At 71.6% G+C, this 18,240-nt stretch carries 18 protein-coding genes; 10 read left to right on the forward strand and 8 right to left on the reverse strand.

The window, feature by feature from the left end:
- Positions 1 to 10: 10 nt before the first annotated feature.
- The gene (locus tag JAV51_RS14025; RefSeq protein WP_197321155.1) at positions 11 to 1,054 is read right to left on the reverse strand and encodes a helix-turn-helix domain-containing protein; all 1,044 of its coding nucleotides are present in this window, start codon (positions 1,052 to 1,054) and stop codon (positions 11 to 13) included.
- A gap of 130 nt (positions 1,055 to 1,184) precedes the next feature.
- On the opposite strand from JAV51_RS14025, the gene JAV51_RS14030 reads away from it, so the two are divergent.
- Entirely contained in the window at positions 1,185 to 1,595 is a 411-nt protein-coding gene (locus JAV51_RS14030) for a ChaB family protein (RefSeq protein ID WP_197321156.1), read from the forward strand.
- 12 nt (positions 1,596 to 1,607) lie between these two features.
- Here JAV51_RS14030 and ligD read toward each other — a convergent pair whose 3' ends face one another.
- The 4 genes from ligD to JAV51_RS14050 are packed head-to-tail and all read right to left on the reverse strand — an operon-like array spanning position 1,608 to position 5,795.
- Complete coding sequence (gene ligD, locus JAV51_RS14035) at positions 1,608 to 2,624, reverse strand: non-homologous end-joining DNA ligase (protein WP_197321157.1); 1,017 nt, start codon at positions 2,622 to 2,624, stop codon at positions 1,608 to 1,610.
- Positions 2,621 to 3,706 carry an ATP-dependent DNA ligase gene (locus JAV51_RS14040; RefSeq protein ID WP_197321158.1) on the reverse strand — a complete coding sequence of 362 codons (1,086 nt, stop codon included), beginning with the start codon at positions 3,704 to 3,706 and terminating at the stop codon, positions 2,621 to 2,623. The genes ligD and JAV51_RS14040 overlap by 4 nt, the downstream gene beginning before the upstream one ends.
- A 49-nt stretch (positions 3,707 to 3,755) precedes the next feature.
- Entirely contained in the window at positions 3,756 to 4,748 is a 993-nt protein-coding gene (locus JAV51_RS14045; protein WP_197321159.1) for an RNA polymerase sigma factor RpoD/SigA, read from the reverse strand.
- A 33-nt stretch (positions 4,749 to 4,781) separates the two neighbouring features.
- Entirely contained in the window at positions 4,782 to 5,795 is a 1,014-nt protein-coding gene (locus tag JAV51_RS14050) for a GlxA family transcriptional regulator (RefSeq protein ID WP_197321160.1), read from the reverse strand.
- Between the two features lie 71 nt (positions 5,796 to 5,866).
- Here JAV51_RS14050 and JAV51_RS14055 point away from each other — a divergent pair, with 71 nt between their 5' ends.
- Positions 5,867 to 6,727 carry an NAD(P)H-dependent oxidoreductase gene (locus JAV51_RS14055; protein WP_197321161.1) on the forward strand — a complete coding sequence of 287 codons (861 nt, stop codon included), beginning with the start codon at positions 5,867 to 5,869 and terminating at the stop codon, positions 6,725 to 6,727.
- A gap of 22 nt (positions 6,728 to 6,749) precedes the next feature.
- On the opposite strand, the gene JAV51_RS14060 is transcribed toward JAV51_RS14055, so the two are convergent.
- Positions 6,750 to 7,004, reverse strand: coding sequence for a hypothetical protein (locus tag JAV51_RS14060; RefSeq protein ID WP_197321162.1), 255 nt, complete (start codon positions 7,002 to 7,004; stop codon positions 6,750 to 6,752).
- 94 nt (positions 7,005 to 7,098) lie between these two features.
- Here JAV51_RS14060 and JAV51_RS14065 point away from each other — a divergent pair, with 94 nt between their 5' ends.
- Together JAV51_RS14065 and JAV51_RS14070 are read left to right on the forward strand one after the other, a co-directional pair.
- A complete protein-coding gene (locus JAV51_RS14065; RefSeq protein ID WP_197321163.1) occupies positions 7,099 to 8,601 on the forward strand; it encodes a PLP-dependent aminotransferase family protein in 1,503 nt (500 codons plus the stop codon).
- 344 nt (positions 8,602 to 8,945) lie between these two features.
- Positions 8,946 to 9,584, forward strand: a complete 639-nt coding sequence (locus JAV51_RS14070; protein ID WP_197321164.1) for a TetR/AcrR family transcriptional regulator — start codon at positions 8,946 to 8,948, stop codon at positions 9,582 to 9,584.
- Here the strand turns inward: JAV51_RS14070 and JAV51_RS14075 are convergent.
- Complete coding sequence (locus tag JAV51_RS14075) at positions 9,562 to 10,812, reverse strand: FAD-dependent oxidoreductase (RefSeq protein WP_197321165.1); 1,251 nt, start codon at positions 10,810 to 10,812, stop codon at positions 9,562 to 9,564. The genes JAV51_RS14070 and JAV51_RS14075 overlap by 23 nt on opposite strands.
- 116 nt (positions 10,813 to 10,928) lie before the next feature.
- On the opposite strand from JAV51_RS14075, the gene JAV51_RS14080 reads away from it, so the two are divergent.
- From JAV51_RS14080 to JAV51_RS14105, 6 genes are all read left to right on the forward strand, one after another.
- Positions 10,929 to 12,047 carry an MBL fold metallo-hydrolase gene (locus JAV51_RS14080; protein ID WP_197321166.1) on the forward strand — a complete coding sequence of 373 codons (1,119 nt, stop codon included), beginning with the start codon at positions 10,929 to 10,931 and terminating at the stop codon, positions 12,045 to 12,047.
- Between the two features lie 84 nt (positions 12,048 to 12,131).
- Positions 12,132 to 13,271 (forward strand): CapA family protein, encoded by a 1,140-nt coding sequence (locus JAV51_RS14085; protein WP_197321167.1) that lies wholly within the window; start codon positions 12,132 to 12,134, stop codon positions 13,269 to 13,271.
- Between the two features lie 156 nt (positions 13,272 to 13,427).
- A complete protein-coding gene (locus tag JAV51_RS14090; RefSeq protein WP_197321168.1) occupies positions 13,428 to 13,934 on the forward strand; it encodes a PH domain-containing protein in 507 nt (168 codons plus the stop codon).
- Entirely contained in the window at positions 13,931 to 15,454 is a 1,524-nt protein-coding gene (locus JAV51_RS14095) for a PH domain-containing protein (protein ID WP_197321169.1), read from the forward strand. Before JAV51_RS14090 ends, JAV51_RS14095 begins: the two co-directional genes overlap by 4 nt.
- Positions 15,455 to 15,489: 35 nt before the next feature.
- Positions 15,490 to 16,518, forward strand: coding sequence for an aminotransferase class V-fold PLP-dependent enzyme (locus JAV51_RS14100; protein WP_197321170.1), 1,029 nt, complete (start codon positions 15,490 to 15,492; stop codon positions 16,516 to 16,518).
- A gap of 49 nt (positions 16,519 to 16,567) precedes the next feature.
- Positions 16,568 to 17,239 (forward strand): hypothetical protein, encoded by a 672-nt coding sequence (locus tag JAV51_RS14105; protein WP_197321171.1) that lies wholly within the window; start codon positions 16,568 to 16,570, stop codon positions 17,237 to 17,239.
- A 24-nt stretch (positions 17,240 to 17,263) separates the two neighbouring features.
- On the opposite strand, the gene JAV51_RS14110 is transcribed toward JAV51_RS14105, so the two are convergent.
- On the reverse strand, positions 17,264 to 18,232 hold the full coding sequence (locus JAV51_RS14110) for a ferritin-like domain-containing protein (RefSeq protein ID WP_197321172.1): 969 nt from the start codon (positions 18,230 to 18,232) through the stop codon (positions 17,264 to 17,266).
- Positions 18,233 to 18,240 lie beyond the last annotated feature (8 nt).

Here is an 18,240-nt window from a genome sequence, read left to right on the forward strand (position 1 = left end):
CCGTGCGGGCTCACCCTCGCGACACCATGGTGGCGGGAAGCGCCGTCGCTGTCGTTGGCGCAGAGTCTTCGGTTTCTTGACACTCGCTCCACCCCGCTCCGCACAGGGCCTCGCGCCGCACGTCACGCGGGGCGACGCCGTAGGCGGCACGGAAGGCGCGGGTGAAGGCGGCGTGATGGGAGAAGCCCCAGCGCGCGGCCACGTGGTGCACGGGAACGGCGCGCATCGCCGGGTCGGAGAGATCGCGGTGGGCGCGTTCCAACCGACGTGCGCGAATCCAGCCCGCCACCGTGGTGCCGTCCTCGCCGAACACCCGGTGGACGTGGCTGACCGAGACGTGATGGACCTCCGCGAGCAGTCGCGGCCCGAGGTCCCGCAGGTGAAGGTTCTGGTCGATGAAGGTCCGCATGCGAAGCAGGAGGGTGCGGCGGTGCACCTCGGCGGGCACGTACTGTTCGGCGTCCTCGACGGCGTTCGTGAACACGCCGGTCAGCAGCTCCCGCAGCATCGCCTCCACGGGCACGGCGTCGGTGTTGCGGTAGGAGCCGTGGTCGGCCAGCACCTGGTCCAGCACGGTCACCAGCAGCCCGCCCAGTCCCTCCCGCGCGGAGAGCGGGCGACCGATCACCGACGACGCGTGCTCGCCCAGCGTGGGCACCACCGACCGGGGCAGCTCCATGCCGATGCAGGAGATCGTGTCCGCGCCGTAGGCGTCGAGCCGGAAGGGCGAGGACGAGTCGTTGACGTGCAGCTGCCCGGGCTCGTAGGTGGTCACGCCCCGGGCGTCGACCCGGCGGAGGCCACCCTCGCGCAGGATCACGACGTTGTAGGTCTCCGGATCGGCCTGCTCGATCTGTTCCCGCGTGCGCCGGAAACTGACCGGAGCGAACTCCATGGTCCACACCCTGATCGATTCCAAGGGCAGATCACGTTGCCGCAGCCGTGAGTCGGTGGTGAGGTGACGTGTCTCCAACGCTGTCCTCGGCACGGGCGTCGTCCCGCCCAACTCGACGGACACGGTCGGAAGTCCTCGACGTCGCAGCGGTGCAGTCATTCCACTCCCCCAGTAGCAGACCGAACCTCGGCGCCGATGCTAGCGGCCCCTCCCGCGGCGTTTGCCGCGACCGAAGATCGGTAACTCGGGTGAGGGCACGAGGAAAGCCGATCGAAGGCAGGTGAGATCCGTGCCCGGACGCAAGGAACTGCCCAGTACGTTGCAGCGCTCGCCCGAGAAAGCGCAACGCACGTGGATCGAGGCCCACGACTCCGCGGTCGAGACCTACGGCGAGGGGCGGCGGGCCCACCAGACGGCCTTCGCCGCGCTCAAGCACACCTTCGAGAAGGTCGGGGACCACTGGGAGCCGAAGGGCCGCAAGGGCCCGTCCGACCGGCAGGCCGCGCGGGGCGCGGGGCAGCGACCCACCCGCACCGCGGGCGGGGTGGACGCGGGTGCCAGCAAGGAACACCTCTACGAGCGAGCCCAGCAGCTCGACATCCCCGGCCGTTCGTCGATGACCAAGAAGGAACTGGTCGAGGCGTTGCAGAAGGCCAGCCGGCGACAGACCGCCAAGGCACGCACGAAGAAGTCGTCGTGAGTGGTCGCGCGCTCAGGAGGGTGAGGGGCGTCTGGCGCGACTCGGTGCGACGCGGGGCGGCTCGCCCGGCTGTTTGGGATACACCGGTGGCCACGGAGCGTCGGCCAGCCCCGCGTCCCGATCGCGTCGCGACAGCTCCAGCAGCGGTTCCAACGACTGCGGCTGCGAGGGCAGCTCACGCCAGGGGTCCCCGCGTTCGGCCAGCCGGTCGGGCACGGTCGCGAGGGTGAGGTCGTCGGGCCGGATCTCCGCCAGCTCCGACCAGTCGAGGGGAGTGGAGACCTGACCTCCCGGCCGGGGACGCACACACCACGCCCCGAACACCGTCCGGTGCGGGGCGTTCTGGTTGAAGTCGACGAACACGCGCCGACCTCGTTCCTCCTTCCACCAGGAGTCGGTGACGAGATCGGGGTGGCGGCGGTGCAGCTCACGCGCCAGCGCGACGGCCCCCTCCCGCACCTGATAGCTGTCCCACCTGGGCTCCAGCCGCACGTAGAGGTGCAAGCCACGCGACCCGGTGGTCTTCACGAAGCCCCGGATGCCGAGTTCGTCCAGCAGATCCTTGGTGGCCCACGCGGTGTCACGAACCTGGTCGAACGTCACCCCGGGGGACGGGTCGAGGTCGACCCGCAGTTCGTCGGCGAGCTCCGGAGTGTCCGCCCGGTACGGCCACACGTGGAAGCCGAGACATCCCAGGTTGACCGCCCACAGCACGTGCGCGAGGTCGGCGGCCACGAGTGCGTCGCTGGTGGTCCCGTTCGGTGTCGACACGACCGTGGTGCGCAGCCAGGACGGCGCCGACGCCGGCACGCGCTTCTGGAACCACGACTTGCCGCCCGCACCGGCGGGGTGGCGTTCCATCAGCAAAGGCCGGCCACCCAATGTCGCGAGCAGCGGCCCGGCCACGGCCTGGTAGTAGCGCACGAGATCGAGCTTCGTCTCGCCGCGCTCCACGAAGTACACCTTGTCGGGGTGGGAGATCGGCACCTCCGTGCCGTCGACGTCAAGCACCTCGGTCCGGCTGCTCATCGCGTCGCCACCTCGTCGAAGAACGCGCGCAACTCGGCGGGAGGAGCCTCGTCGAGCTGCGCGTACGTGCACGACTCCGGCGTGCGGTCCGGGCGGAACCGCACCAGCCGTCCGCCGTGACGGAACCGGCCCGCCTGAACGTGTTCGTATCGCACCTCGGCCACCAGCTCGATGCGCAGCGGCACCCACGACAGGTCCTTGCCCGCACTCCAGCGGCTCTGCCCTCCGGGCATCCGCCCCGCCGCGGCCGGGTCCCGGGCGGCGTCCGCCCAGTCCCGCCACGGATGCTCGACCAGGGCGTCCCGCCGCAGCTCGGCGAGTTCGTCCACCAGTTCCCGTCGCCGGGCGGCGGTGAACGCGCTGGCCACTCCGACGTGGTGCAACGTGCCCGCGTCGTCGTAGAGGCCGAGCAGCAACGACCCGACTCCCTGCCCGTCCTTGTGCCAGCGGAAACCGGCCACCACGCAGTCGGCCGTGCGTTCGTGCTTGACCTTCCACATGGCCCGCTTGTCCTGCCGGTACGGCAAGGTCGGGTCCTTGGCCATCACGCCGTCGAAGCCCGCACCCTCGAACCGCGTGAACCAGTCCTGCGCCACGTCCGGATCGTCGGTGAGCGGAGTCAGGTGCACGCGAGAGAGCGCGGTGTCGAGCATGTCCTCCAATACCGTCCGCCGCTCGGAGAACGGGGTGGCGGTGAGGTCACGGTCGTCGAGGGCAAGGACGTCGAAGGCGACGAAACTCGCCGGGGTCTCGGCCGCGAGCTTGCGCACTCGCGACGCGGCGGGATGCAGTCGGTTCTGCAATGCGTCGAAGTCGAGGCCGTCCTCGGTGACGACGACGATCTCGCCGTCCACCACGCACCGCGCGGGCAGCGCCTCGGCCAACAGCTCGACGAGCTCGGGGAAGTACCGCGTCAGCGGCCGGTCGTTGCGGGAGCCCAGCTCGATCTCGTCGCCGTCGCGGAACACGATGCAGCGGAAGCCGTCCCACTTCGGCTCGTACCGCAACCCCGGCGTCCGGGGCAGCTCCCGCACCAGCGTGGCCAACATCGGCCGCACCGGCGGCATGACGGGTAGGTCCACGTGTCGAGCCTACGGCCGACCCCCGACACCGGCAGGGTCGTGACCGGGGTCAACTCGCCCAGTCGAGCAGGGACTCGCTGCGCTGCGACTCCCGCAGCATGGTCATCGCGCGCGACTCCAACGTGCGCACGCGCTTGCGGCTCAACCCGAGCCGCTGCGAGATCTCCGGGATCGTGTGCTGGTGGCCGTCGCGCAGTCCGTAGCGCAGGGTCACCACGGCGGCCTCGGACGCGGGCAGGCTGTCGAGCGCCGCACGCAGGTCCTCGACCATGGCCTGCCGTTCCAGCCGCTCGCCCACGGCAGGCACGGCACCGTCGGCCACGAGGTCGCCGAGATGCAGCTCGCCGTCCTCGTCCAGCGGCACGTCGAGGCTCACCGTCGAGCGGCCCGCCTGACGCAGCGCCACCACGCGCTCCACCGGCATGTCCGCGGCGTCGGCCAGCTCCTCGACCGTCGGCTCGTGGTCACTGCGCGCCTGGAGCGTGCGTTCGAGCCGGTCGAGCTTGGCGACCTGCTCGTTGACGTGCATCGGCAGGCGGATGGTGTTGCTCTGGAAGGCGTTGCCGCGCTGGATGGCCTGGCGGATCCACCACATCGCGTACGTGGAGAACTTGAAGCCTTTGGCGTAGTCGAATTTCTCCACCGCGCGGATCAGCCCGAGGTTGCCCTCCTGGATGGCGTCCAGCAGCGGGAGGTTGGAATGCCGGTTCTTGCGGGCGGCCGTCACCACGAGCCGGAGGTTAGCCTTGACCATGTGGTCCTTGGCGCGCTGTCCGTCCCGTGCGATCGCTTCGAGGTCGCGGCGGTCGTGCTGCAAGGGCGCCTCGCCCGCGTCGGCGCGGCGCAGCAGCTCGGTCGCGTAGACACCGGCCTCGATGCGCTTGGCGATGTCCACTTCCTGATTGGCGGTGAGCAGGGGCGTCGCGCCGACCTCGTCGAGGTAGTACCGGACGATGTCCGGCTCCTCGCTCGCGGGGCGGCCCCGCCGGGAGGCACGGCGAGCGGTCGAGGCGCGGTTCGCGGTCAGTGTCGCGTCAGCCAATAGTCTGCACCCTCCTTCGGGAGGGGCAACGCCTCATAGCTCGGCTGCATTCCGTACACGGCGTGGCCGACCCGAGGTGTGACCGCTTCCACGAAAAGTCTGCCGATACCGGCTGGGTGTGACACCGAGCGTACGCGCGAAGTGCTGCCGCAGTGACACCGTCGTCGAGAATCCCGTCGCCGCGGCCACCCGTTCGACGGGCAGATCGGTGCGTTCGAGGAGCTGCCGGGCGCGCTCGACGCGCTGGCGGAGCAACCACTGGTGCGGCGACAGCCCGACTTCCTGGCGGAACCGCCGGGTGAACGACCGGGTGCTCATGGCCGCGTGGTCGGCCAGCTCGGCCAGCGACAGCGGACGGTGCAGGTGTCGCAGCGCCCAGTCCCGGGTGGCGGCCGTCGAACCGTGAGGCGCTGCCGGAGGCACCGGGACCTGGAGGTACTGGGCCTGACCGCCGTCGCGGTGCGGAGGCACCACGGTGGTGCGGGCGACCTCCGCCGCCACCGCAGCGCCGTGGTCGCGGCGGATGAGGTGCAGGCACAGATCGATCCCGGCCGCCTCGCCCGCGGAGGTGAGCACGTCGCCGTTGTCCGTGTACAGCACGTCCGGTTCGAGATGCACGGCCGGGTACGCGCGGCGGAACGTCTCGGTCGACTTCCAGTGCGTGGTGGCGCGGAGCCCGTCGAGCAGACCGGCTTCGGCGAGCACGAACGCGCCGGTGCAGATCGAGGCCAGGCGCGTGCCCGGTCGAACCCGGCGCAACGCGTCGGCCAGCGGTGGCGACAGGGCCCGCCCGGGCTCGTCGAGGTCGTGGCTCGCGGGCACGACCACGGTCTCGGCCCGCTCCAGCAGGTCGACACCGCGGTCGACGCGCACGGAGAAGTCCGCGTCGGTGCGCACCTCGCCGGGGTCGAGTGCGCAGGTGTGCACCGCGTAGAGCGCCGTGCCGTCCGGTGCGCGGGCCGAGCTGAAGAGCTGGTGCACGAGGCCGAGCTCCAGCGGCAGCACACCCTCCCGCACGAGGACGGCGACGGTGTGGGCAGCGGGCATGGCCCGATTCTTTCACAGGATGACTTTCCAGCCACTCGCCCCGACGTGGTGGAACGGTCACGCTGAGGTGCATGAACGTGCTCTGGATCGTCGCCCACCCGGATCGCCGCTCGTTGACCCGTGCTCTCGCCGACGAGGGCGTGGCCCACCTCGACGAGCTCGGCCACGACGTGCGGGTGCGCGACCTCTACGCGATGGACTGGAACCCGGTCGTGGACGCCGCCGACTTCGCCCACGACCCGGCCGAACGCCTCCTGGTCGGAGAGGCCGCGAAGGAGGCTCTTCGGCGGGGAACGTTGAGCGACGACATCCGCGCCGAGCAGGAGCTGGTGCGCGCGGCGGACGTACTGATCGTGCAGTTCCCGCTCTGGTGGTACGGGATGCCCGCCATCCTGAAGGGCTGGTTCGACCGCGTTTTCGTCAATGGCTTCGCCTTCGGCGTGACGGACCCCGACACCGGGACGGTGCTGCGGTACGGCGACGGCGGACTGCGTGGCAGGCGGGCCATGATCGTCACGACGATCGGTGCGCGCGAGGCGGCGTTCGGCCCACGCGGCATCCACGGAGAGCTGGAGGAGGTCCTCTTCCCGATCCAGCACGGCATCTTCCACTACACCGGAATGGACCCCTTGCCGCCGTTCGCCGTCTACGGAGCGGACCGGGCCACTGCGCACGACTTCGCAAGAGCAGCCGCACGGTTGCGCGAACGACTGTCGGCGCTGGCGGACATCGAACCGGTCCGCTTCCGCACCCAGAACGGCGGTGACTACGACGCCGACCTCGTCCTGCGTCCCCACGTCGCCCCCGGCGTCACCGGCCTGGCCGCCCACTACCTCACGTCGGCGACCGAGCGACACGGCAATCTGCAGTCCGTGTCGCCCGTGCCGTCCGACCTGGGGGAGGGCCGGCGGACCCCCGTCGTCTCACCCTGACGTCGTGAATCGAAACGCGGCTTCAGAACCGCAGTTCCGAGTCGGGATGCCGGGTTCGTCGCGCCACCGGCGCCGAACCCGGACGCAGCTCGTCCACCAGCTCCTCGGTGTGACGAGCCGAGACCTCGCTCACCGACCACAGCACGCGCAGTCCCTCGGCCACCCGGCGGGCGAAGGCCGGCTCGACGTCCGGTGCCGGGCCGCTGTGGCGCACGAGTACGCCGACTCCAGCGAGCACACAGGCCAGGACGGCGAGGAACAACACGGTCAGAACCACGACGCTCCTCTCTGGTTCGCAACCCCTCGAACACTTCTCGATTGGACTGTCACTGCTCTAGCATCGGTCGGTGATTGGACCGGAGGTAGTGCCAATGCTGCGAGAAGTGGACCGTTTCGCCGATGCTGCGGCGCTGGCCCCGGTCCTCGGTGACTGGAGCGCCGGTGACGGGCCGCTCTACCGCAAGCTCTCCGCGGCTCTCGTCCGCGCCGTCGACGATGGTGCGCTCGGCTCGGGCGAGCGCCTGCCGTCGGAGCGCGAGCTGGCCAGGGTGCTGGCCGTGAGCCGAGCCACCGTCGTCGCCGCCTACGACGACCTCCGTGATCGAGGAGTCGTCGAGCGCAGGCAGGGCAGCGGGACGAGGGTCAACGGTCGTCACAGGGTGCGTCGCAGCGACGGCCGCGTGCACGGCGGGCAGGGCACCGCGATCATGCAGCGGCTCATCGACGGTCCGGGTTCGTTGATCTCGTTGGGTCACGCCGCCGACGGCGGGCTCCCGGAGGTCGCCGACGCCGTGCGTGACGTCGCGGCTCACGAGCTGGACGACCTGCTCGCCGATCCCGGGTACCACCCGCGCGGCCTCCCGGGGTTGCGCACCGCCATCGCCGAGCACTACACCGCCACCGGGCTGCCCACCACACCGGACCAGGTGCTCGTCACCGCCGGTGCCCACCAGGCGTTGGTGCTGCTCGCCGAGATCTACCTCCGCAACGCCTCCGCCGTGGTGGTGGAGGCGCCGAGCTGGTCGCCGTGCCTGGACATCTTCCGGCAGCACGGGGTGCGGCTGATCCCGGTCGGTCTCGACGACGACGGCGACGACGGCATCGACGTCCGGGCGCTCGCGTCCGCGCTCGCGACCGGTTCCCCGAGCCTGCTCTACGTCATGCCCAGCTTCCACAACCCCACCGGCCGCCTCATGTCGGCGACCCGCAGGCGGCAGGTCGCCGAGCTCGCGGCCCGGTACGAGGTGGCGGTGGTCGAGGACAACGCCTACGAGGGCAGCCTGTTGTCCACGGAGGTGGAGACGATGCCCGCCCCGCTCGCCGCGTACGCGCCCGCGTCCGCGGAGGTGGTGACGGTCGCCTCCCTGAAGGGGGTCTGGGCGGGTCTCCGGGTCGGCTGGATGCGTGGTCCGGTCGGTGTCATCGAGCGGTGTGCCCGGCGCAAGGCCATGGCGGATCTCGGCAGTCCACTGCTCGATCAGGCGGTGGCCGCGAAGCTGGTGCCCCAGCTCGGCGAACTCCGCCGCTCCCGGTCGGCCGTGCGTCGTCAGCAGTGCGCGGAGCTGGAGCGACTGTTGCGCGAGACGCTGCCGGAATGGAGCTGGCGCACCCCCGACGGCGGGTTGTCGCTGTGGGTGCGCCTGCCCGGCGACCACAGCGCCGACGTCTTCGCGCAGCTCGCACTGCGGCACGGCGTCGAGGTGATTCCCGGATCGGCGATGGACCCCACCGGCGGGCACGACGCCTACTTCCGCATCCCGTTCCTGCGCCCGCCCGAGGTGCTCGCGGAACTGGTGGCCCGGCTCGCGTCCGCCTGGACCGAGCTGCAACGGCACGGCCCGCGCGAGGACCTGCCGTTGTGCCCGGTCGTCTGACGGCGCGCGGTCACCGCCAGCGGACGCGTAACAGCTTCGGCCAGTCGTCCACCAGCCCGGCGTCGCCCTCGACGTGCAACGACGCGAGCGGCGCGCGGTCGACCGGCCCCGGCGCGCCCGCCGCGAGTTCGGCGTCGAGGCGGTGGACGGTCGATGGCGTCGATCCACATGGTCACGTCCACAACCGGAAGAGTGACATGCGACACCGACAACGGCGCGTGACCCGGTCGTCGGATGCCACGGCGTCACGGCACCGGGACGAGGCCGTCGAGCGCGATCGTCGGCCATGCGTGGCTACACTGCGGGCGAATGCGCTGCGCGAGTGTCGCGAAAGGTCGGTCGACGTGTCGGATCCCGGGGACGGTCATGGTTCGGCGGCCTCGTCGAGCCCGGCTCCGACGTTCATCGAACAGGCACGTCGGCGACAGATCATCGCCAGCACGATCGAACTGATCTCACAACAGGGCTACGCGGGCACGTCCCTGGCGGCCATAGCCGCGCACGCCGGGATCTCGAAGGCGGCGGTCCTGTACCACTTCGGATCGAAGGCCCAGCTCGCCGAGGCCACGCTGTCCGACGTGTTCGACCGGTTCGCCGCCCACGTGTGGACGCGGGTGGAACGCGAGACCGACCCGACCGCCCGGCTGCTGGCCTACGTCCGCGCGATGATCGGCTACCAGCGCGAGCACCGCACCCACGTCCGGTTGATCACCGAGGTGCTGCTCGACGACCGCGGGGGCACGCGGATGCGCCAACCCGGTCAGCACGACCGCCGGGGCCGCTGGCGGGCGCTCGCCGAGTTGCTGCGCCGCGGTCAGCAGGCGGGAGCGTTCCGGTCGTTCGACGTCCGCAGCGTCTCGCTGATCATCGGCGGTGCGATCGACAACCTCGTGGCGCACTGGCTGGCCGACCCGGAGCTCGACCTGGACACGGCGACGAGGGAACTCGAAACGTTCGTGCTCACGGCCGTCGAGGCGCGCTGACGCGCCGGGCCAGGCGCGGGGGACGCTCGCGGACCAGGCCCATCCCACCGACGTAGGCCGTCATCGTCTGCACCAGGGCGCTGCGGCCGGCCAGCCGCAACGGCGTGGGGACGCCGCGGAGGGTGCCGTCGAGCGCGGGCCGCAGCAGTGTCTCGTGCTCGGTGTGCTGGGTCCGCTGTGTGAACGTCGTGGGCAGGCTGCGGCGGCGCTGCACCGCCGCCAGCTCCGCCGTCGTGACCGTGCCACGGTCGCGGAGCGGTCCGGCGAGCAGCCGCCCGGCGGCCACGGCGTCGGCGACGGCGAGGTTGACCCCGACACCGCCGACGGGCGACATGGCGTGCGCGGCGTCACCGAGACACAGCAACCCCGGCCGGTACCACCGGCGTAGTCGGTTCATCTGCACCCGCAGCAGCTTCACGTCGTCCCACGACTTCACCGCGTCCGTGACGTCCGAATCGACTCCCAGCAGCCGACGCAGGTGGTCGCGGAAGGCGTCGAGTCCCGCCGCGCGCCGTTGAGTATCCGTCCCTTGTGGAATGAGATAGGCCACCTGCGCGTACGTGGCACGATCCATGCTCACCGCCGCACCACCGGCCTCGAAGTGCGCCATCACGGCGCCCCGTGCGTCGCCGACCGGCGCGGGCAGCCGCACCTGCCAGACGTCCATCGGCACGGGGAATCGACGAGGGTGCAATCCCGCCGCCGCCCGCACCACGGAGTCGCGACCGTCGCAGGCGAGGACGAGTTCGGCGCGCAGCTCGCCTTCGCCGTCGGCGTCGCGGTAGCGGACCCCGCGCACACGCCGTCGACCGTCGGCGTCTTCGTCGACCAGCAGGCCGGTGACCGCGGTCGAGCGACGCAGGGTGAACCCGGGTTCCTCGGAGGCCGCGTCGGCGAGCAGGTCCAGAAAGTCGCCTTGGGGGACCATCGCGATGTGGTCGTACGGCGCACGCAGGCGGCTGAAGTCGGCGAGGACGATGCTCTCGTCGCCGATGCGCACCCGCATGCGTTCGAGTCGCCCCGCGGGCAGCGCGGCGAATCGCTCGCCCAGGCCGAGTTCGTCGAGCAACCGAAGCGTCGACGGATGAACCGTGTCGCCACGGAAGTCGCGGAGGAAGTCGGCGTGTTTCTCCAGCACCGTCACGTCGATGCCCGCTCGGGCCAACAACAGGGCGACCGTCAGGCCGGCGGGACCACCGCCGACGACACAGCACGTCGTAGCGTCCACGAACCGAGACTAACCGATCGGTCAAACATCTGATCGCACGGTCAGTCCGCGGGACGACGGTACCGTGAAATCGACACGATCGAGGATGTCGGGAACAGGCGGGGAGCGTGGTCGCGATGAGAGCTGCGATGGGTGTGCTGGCCGGGTTCGGTCTGCTCGCCACGGCGAGCGCGGCGGTGGCCGGGTCGCGGATCGTGACGGCGTTGGGCGCGCGTCCTGATCCGGAGAGCGTGCGCTCGTCGCCGCAGTACCGCGACGGCACCTTCCACAACGCCCGCCCCGCACGCTGGTTGCCCCGGGGTAGCACCCGCGACGCCCTCCGCGAGATGGTGACGGCCCCGCAGCCACGGAAACCGGAGGGACCGGTGCCGCTCGTGCCTCCGACGCCCGCTCCGGCGGACGGGCTGCACGTCACGTGGTTCGGCCACGCCTCGTCGCTCGTGGAGCTCGACGGTGTCCGCGTCTTGCTCGACCCTGTGTGGAGCGACCGCGCCTCGCCCGCGTCGTTCGTGGGTCCGCGACGGCTGCATCCCGTCCCGCACCGCCTCGTCGATCTGCCGCGTCTCGACGCGATCGTGATCTCGCACGACCACTACGACCACCTCGACCTGCCCACCGTGCGCGCGCTCGTGCAGGTGCAGTCGGCGCCGTTCGTGGTGCCGCTCGGCGTGGGTGCGCACCTCCGGGCGTGGGACGTGCCGGAGGAGCGCATCGTGGAACTCGACTGGCACCAGTCGGCGTCGCTCGGGGCGCTCACGATCACCGCGACCCCGGCCCAGCACTTCTCGGGCCGCGCCTTCACCCGCAACACCACACTGTGGGCGTCGTGGGTGCTGGCCGTAGACCGGCCGACGCGACGCCGGGTGTTCTACAGCGGCGACACCGGGTACTGCGAGGCGTTCGCCGACATCGGTCGGGACCACGGACCGTTCGACCTCACACTCGTCCAGATCGGCGCGTACGCCAAGGGCTGGCCCGACATCCACATGACGCCGGAGGAAGGTGTGGCCACGCACCGTGACGTTCGTGGTGGGCTGCTCGTGCCGGTGCACTGGGGCACCTTCAACCTCGCGCCGCACGGGTGGGCCGAGCCCGTGGAGCGGCTGCTGCGCGCGGCCGAGGCCGACGGCGTGGCCGTGGTGGTGCCGCGTCCGGGGGAGCGGATCGACGTCGCCGCGCCGCAGGCCCGGACGGCTCGACACTGGTGGCGGGAGCTGGTCGCAGCCGACGCGTGATCGGTCGCCCGGGCGGCGCATGATCACCCCGAGTGACCGGGCAGGATGCCCATCACCTGTCCGTGTTCTCGAAGGGGTCACTCCATGTCGCGTCGCGCCGTCGTTGCGGTGCTCGGTACCGCCGCACTCGTCGCCGCGTGTTCGTCGCCCGACTCGTCGCCGGAGCCGAGGTCCGACCATGCCTCGACACCGGCTCCGAGCGAGCCGTCGTCGTTCACCGTGGTGGCCACCGGCGACATCCTGATCCACCCGGAACTCACCGAGCAGGCCGCCGCCGACGCCGCCGCCGCAGGACAGGGCGGTCCGGACGAGTTCGACTACGCACCCCTGCTCGACGGAGTGCGCCCCGTGGTCTCGGACGCCGACCTCGCGTTGTGTCACCTGGAGGTACCGCTCGCGCGGGACGGCGGCACCTATTCCGGGTACCCGCAGTTCATCGCGCCGCCCGAGTTGGCGGAAGGGCTCGCGGTCACCGGGTACGACGGGTGCTCCACCGCCTCCAACCACACGCTCGACCACGGTGTCGACGGTGTCGTGAGCACGCTGGACGCGCTCGACGACGCAGGGCTCCGGCACACCGGGTCGGCGCGCGATGCGGAGGAAGCGGGCACCCCGCTGATCTACGACGTCGACGGTGTCTCGGTCGGTCACGTCTCCTACACGTTCGGATTCAACGGGTTCGAGCTGCCCGACGACAAGCCGTGGCTGTCCAACCCGTTGGCCGACGCCGAGGCGCTGGTGGCCGAGGCCGAGGCGGCGAAGCAGGCCGGCGCCGAGGTCGTCATCGCGAGTGTCCATTGGGGACAGGAGTACGTGCACGAGGCGACTCCCGAGCAGGAGGCGCTCGCCCGGCGCCTCGCTTCGGAGGAGTCGATCGACCTCGTGTTGGGGCATCACGCGCACGTGGTCCAGCCGATCGAGAAGGTCGGCGACACCTGGGTCGCCTACGGGCTCGGCAACTCGGTGGCCCGGCACGCCGAACCCCTGGGCGTGTCGGAGGAGGGCATCGCGGCCCGCTTCACGTTCGTGGAGCAGGACGGCGACTGGTCGGTCGAGCGGGCGGAGTACGTGCCCACGCTCGTCGAGCTCGGCCCGCCGATCCGGCTCGTCGACCTCACCACGGCGGAGGCGACCCAGCGCCGGAACGAAGCGCTCGACCGGACCGACGAGATCGTGCTGAGCCGTGGCGGAGCCGAGGACGGCCTCACCCGTCCCGGTGCGTGAGGAGCCGAGAGGCCGGCGCGGAGTCGGAAATGTGTGCGTGACCAGGGTGATCCCGTCACATAACGGGCGTGTGGCTGCTAGCCTGATCGCTCGTCAGGGGGAGGACGGCCACGGACGGTGACGGTAACGATGTCGGCGTCCGGTGAAGGGGACGTGATGTCGGAAGGGGCACCCGGCGTGCTGCGGCTGCGCGCGCCGAAGAACGCGATCGACCGGCGCGCCCGGCCCTGGTGGTGGACACAGTGGGCGCTCGTGCTGGTGCCAATCTTCGTGACGCTTGGAGCGCTCGCGTGGCTGTTGCCCCCGGCGCGCTCGTGGCTGCTGCTCGCGCTGGTGGTGCTCGCCGTCCCGACCGTCCCGGCGGCGGTGTTCCTGCCGCTGTGGTGGTACCGCGTGCACCGCTGGGAGATCACCGAGGACGCCGTGTACACCCGGAAGGGACGCGTCTGGCGGGAATGGCGTGTCGCGCCGATGTCCCGCATCCAGACGGTCGACATCCAGCGCGGCCCGGTGGAGCAGTTGTTCGGGCTCGCGACGGTCACGGTGACCACGGCGTCGGCCAAGGGCGCCGTCACGATCCCGGGTCTCGATCACGAGCTCGCCGCCGAACTCGTCGACCAGCTCACCCGCACCACACAGGCCACGCCGGGTGACGCGACATGACGACCGACGACGTCGTGCGCGACGACGACGGGTGGCGGAGGCTCGACCGCCGGACGATCGGCCTGACCGCGGTGCGGTGTCTGGGCAGTGCCGTCGTCGCGGGCGTCCCGGCCACCTTCTGGGTGAGCAGGGCACTTCCCTTCTGGGGTGCGCTCGGTGTCGTGCTGGGTGCTGCGGCCGTCTTCGTCGGGGCGGCAGCCCTGATCGACCGCGTGCGCTGGACGCGGACGCGCTATCGCGTGCTGCCCGACCGCTTCGAGCTGCACAAGGGCATCGTCGTGCGCTCGCGGCGATCGCTGCAGCGGGAGCGCATCCGTACCGTCGACATCACCGCCTCGCCGCTGTTGCGGCTGTTCCGCGTGGTGCGTGTGGACATCGGCACGGGCGAGCAGGCCAGCGGTGACACCAGCCCGCTGCTGTTGAACCCGGTGAGCCGAGCCGAGGCCGAGTCGTTGCGCAGAACGCTGCTCGACCGCGAGACGACGGGCGAGGCCGTGGTCACCGACGACGGCACGCTGTCGACGTTCGACCTCTCCTGGGTGCGTTACGCGCCCATGTCCTTCGCGACCCCGTTGCTGGGGGCGGCGGCCTTCGGCCTCACGTTGCAGGTCGCCGAGTGGTTCGGCATGCAGACCGACGTCGTGCTGTGGGCGCTGCGGTTGCTCGACGACCTCCCGCTCGTGGTGGCGATTCTGCTGCTGGTGGCCGTCGGACTCGTCATCGGAGTGATCGCGTCGTCGGCGTTGTTCGTCGAGATGTGGTGGCAGTACCGGTTGGAGCGCGAACCGGGAGGCACGCTGCGCGTGCGACGGGGACTGCTCACCACCCGGTCGATCTCCGTGGAGGAACGCCGACTGCGTGGCATCGAGGTGGTGGAGCCGCTCGGCAACCGCCTCGCGGGCGCGGCCCGCATCGACGCAGTGGCCACGGGCATGCAGCGCAGTCGGGACGAGAAGGCCGACCACAAGACGCTCCTGCCCGCCGCACCTCGGGCGCTCGCGTCCCGGATCGGCGCCGTGGTGCTGCGGGAGGCGGTCTCACCCACCGACGCCGTGCGGCTGCGGTCCCACCCGAGGGCGGCGCTCGGCCGCCGGGTCCGCTGGGCGCTGCTGGCCGTCGCGGCGGTGGTGCTCCCGCTCGTCGTTCTCGGTGTCACGCTCACGTCCGTGCTGACACACGCCGCGTGGATCGCCGCGCTCGTGCTCCTGCCGGTGGCGGTGGCACTGGCGTACGAGGCGTACCGCGGTCTCGGACACGGGCTCAGCGGCGACTACCTCGTGACCCGTCACGGCGCGGTGCGCCGCACCACCGTCGCCCTGCAACGCTCGGGCGTCATCGGGTTGACCGTCCGACAGTCGGTGTTCCAGCGGCGGCGGGGGTTGCTGACGATCACCGCCACCACGGCGGCCGGGTCGCAGGGGTACTCGGCCTACGACGTCGCCGAGCACGACGGACTGGCGTTCGCCGAGCAGGCCGTCCCGGGACTGCTCACCCCGTTCCTGGAGCGCGTCGAGAACTGATCCGCCGGCGTCGCCTTCGCGGCTAGGGTGCGCTCATGAGGACTGCCTTCGGAGCCGAGTTCGACGTCGTCGACGGATACCTGAACACCCCGGTCGTCGGAGTACCACCTCGCCGGGCCGTCGAGGCGGTGCAGCGGTTCGTGCGCGACTGGAGCACCGGGCGGCTCCGGGCCGCGGATCTCGACCCGATCGTGGACGACACCCGGGAGGCGTTCGGACGGCTCGTCGGGGTCCCGGGGGACCGCGTGGCGGTGGGCTCCTCGGTCTCACCGCTCGTCGGTCTCGTGGGGCAGTCCGTGCCGGACGGCTGCCGGGTCCTCGTCGCCGAGGGCGAGTTCACGAGCGTCACCTTCCCCTTCGCCGCCCAGGCCGACCGGGGCGTCACGGTCACCGAGGTGCCGTTGCCCGACCTGCCCGACGCGGTGGCCCGGCACGACCTCGTCGCGGTGAGCGTCGTGCAGTCGGCTGACGGCGCGGTCGTGGACCTCGACGCGGTGCGCGTGGCGGCCGAGGCCGCCCGGGTTCCCGTCCTGCTCGACATCAGTCAGGCCGCGGGCTGGCGTCCGCTACGCCTGGACTGGGCCGACTGGGTGGTCGGCGCCGGGTACAAGTGGCTGCTCGCGCCCAAGGGCGTGGCCTGGCTCGCCGTGCACCCGAGAGTGGTCGACCGGATGCGTCCCGTCGCCGCGTCCTGGTACGCGGGACAGGACCGCTGGGACAGCATCTACGGTCTGCCGCTGCGGCTGGCCGACACCGCGCGGCGGTTCGACGTCTCCCCGGCCTGGCCCTCGTTCGTGGGCGCGGCTCCGGCCCTGTCCTACCTCGCCTCGCTCGACCTCGACGAGGTGCGCACCCATTGCGTCGGCCTCGCCGACCGGCTCCGCGCGGCACTCGGACTGGCACCCCAGGACAGTGCCGTCGTGTCGCTGTCCGCGCCACGGGCCCTGGAACGGCTCACCGAGGCGGGTGTCCTCGCCAGTGTCAGGGCCGGGCGCGCCCGAGTGGGATTCCATATCTACAACACCGAGGCCGACGTCGACCGGGTGGTGCGTGCGCTCGGATGAGCGACGACTACGGTCACGATCCGTGGCTGCACAGGAGCACAGGCATGGAGTGACCGACACGGCACAGTTGCCGGCCGTCGACGGGGGCGCGGACACCGGTCCGGCACCCGTGTCGGGGCCGGGAGGTGGGACGGGGCCGAAGCCGCTCGTCCTCGTCGCCGTTCTCGTGGGTGTCGCCGTGGTGGCGGGCGTGGTCTGGGGACTCGTCCGGTCCGGCGGTGGTGGCGGGGTCGTGGGTACGCCGGAGGCGGCGCCCCCGTCGACGAACCCGTTGACCGACGGCAGCTTCTCGTACGAGGTCGTGACCGGCCCGGTCAAGGCCACGGACTGCGCGGGCAACTCCTACGGCGACATGCAGGAGTGGTTCTCCCAGCATCCGTGCGAGAAGGTCGTCCGCGGTCTCTACACGGTCCAGGAGGGCCAGGCGCGTGCGCTCGTGTCGGTCGTGCTGGTCGTGATGCCCGACGGCGCACAGGCCCAGCAGCTCAAGGCGGTGACCGACACCGACGGCACGGGCAACGTCAACGACCTGGTCCGGGACGGCACGGCCACGCTGCCGCGCGCCCCGGTGGTCGCCCGGGGCGCGTACTACTCGAAGGTCGAGGGGCAGCAGGTGACCATCGTGGAGGCCGACTTCTTCGACGAGCACTCCGACGACCAGCTGCTCTCCGAGATCACAAGCGACGCCGCTCGGCTGTCCGAGCACCTCGCCGCGGGCTGAGCGACCGGACGGGACGACCGCCCGTCAGTGGGCGGTCGTCTCCCGGCCCGGCAACGGCTGCAGGCGCGGGTCCAGCCCGGCGGCGTCACGCCAGTGCACCCCCCGGGTCGCCGCTCCGAGGAGGCACTGGACGGCGAAAGTCCGCACCGTCGTGTCGTCGGTGCGTTCGAGCACGCCGTGCCAGGCGGTCGCGGCGTCGTTCTCGGCGGTGGCGACGGCACGGGCGGCGGACGTCGGGTCGGTCACCGAGTCGCCGACGACGTAGGCGGGCTCGGCCGGACGCGGAGGTCGACCCGCGGCCGTCAGCAGCCGCTCGGCGCGGTCACGCCGTTCGAGGTGGGCCCGCTCCCCTCGGGAGATGCCCCCGTCGTAGTCGGCGTCGAGGAACGCTCGCACCAGGCCGTACACCCAGACGGCGGCGTGCTCGGCTCCCAGCGCGGTCTGCAGGGCCTGTGCCGTGTCGTCCTCCAACCGCCTCACCGACGTCACGTCGACGTCGGGCTCCTCGGCCTGGGACGCCGGACCGAGTTCCAGGGCCGCCGCGCAGCCCGCGGCGACCGCGCCCACCAGGCCCGCGCGGTGCCGGGGCAGGTCGGGCAGCAGCGCCAGCGCGTCGTCGCGGCCCTGCGCCAGCGACGCGAAGAGGTCGTCGTCCCGGACGGCCGTCGCCGGCGCGCTCTCTTCGGGCACGGGCCGGTTGAGTCGTTCCACCTCGGCGCGCAGCGCCTTCGCCTGCGCCGACCGGAGCGTGGCCACCGCGTTCGCGAGGTCATGCCTCTCCGTCGACTCCGCGGCCAGCCGCCGGGCGGCCTTCGCGTGGTCCTCGGCCTGCAGCCACAACGGGCGCAAGGGGTCGGGCGTGTCCTCGTAACCCGACGTGCACGCCACCAGACCGGTGGTGGTCGGAACGGCCAGTGCGGTGAACGCCACGGCCCGCAGGAAGGTTCGTCTGTCGAGCCCGGATCTGCCGGATCGGGAAGTCACGCGTTGCATCCTGCCAC

It is taken from the genome of Saccharomonospora sp. NB11 (assembly GCF_015910535.1).
Taxonomy (GTDB): Bacteria; Actinomycetota; Actinomycetes; order Mycobacteriales; family Pseudonocardiaceae; genus Saccharomonospora.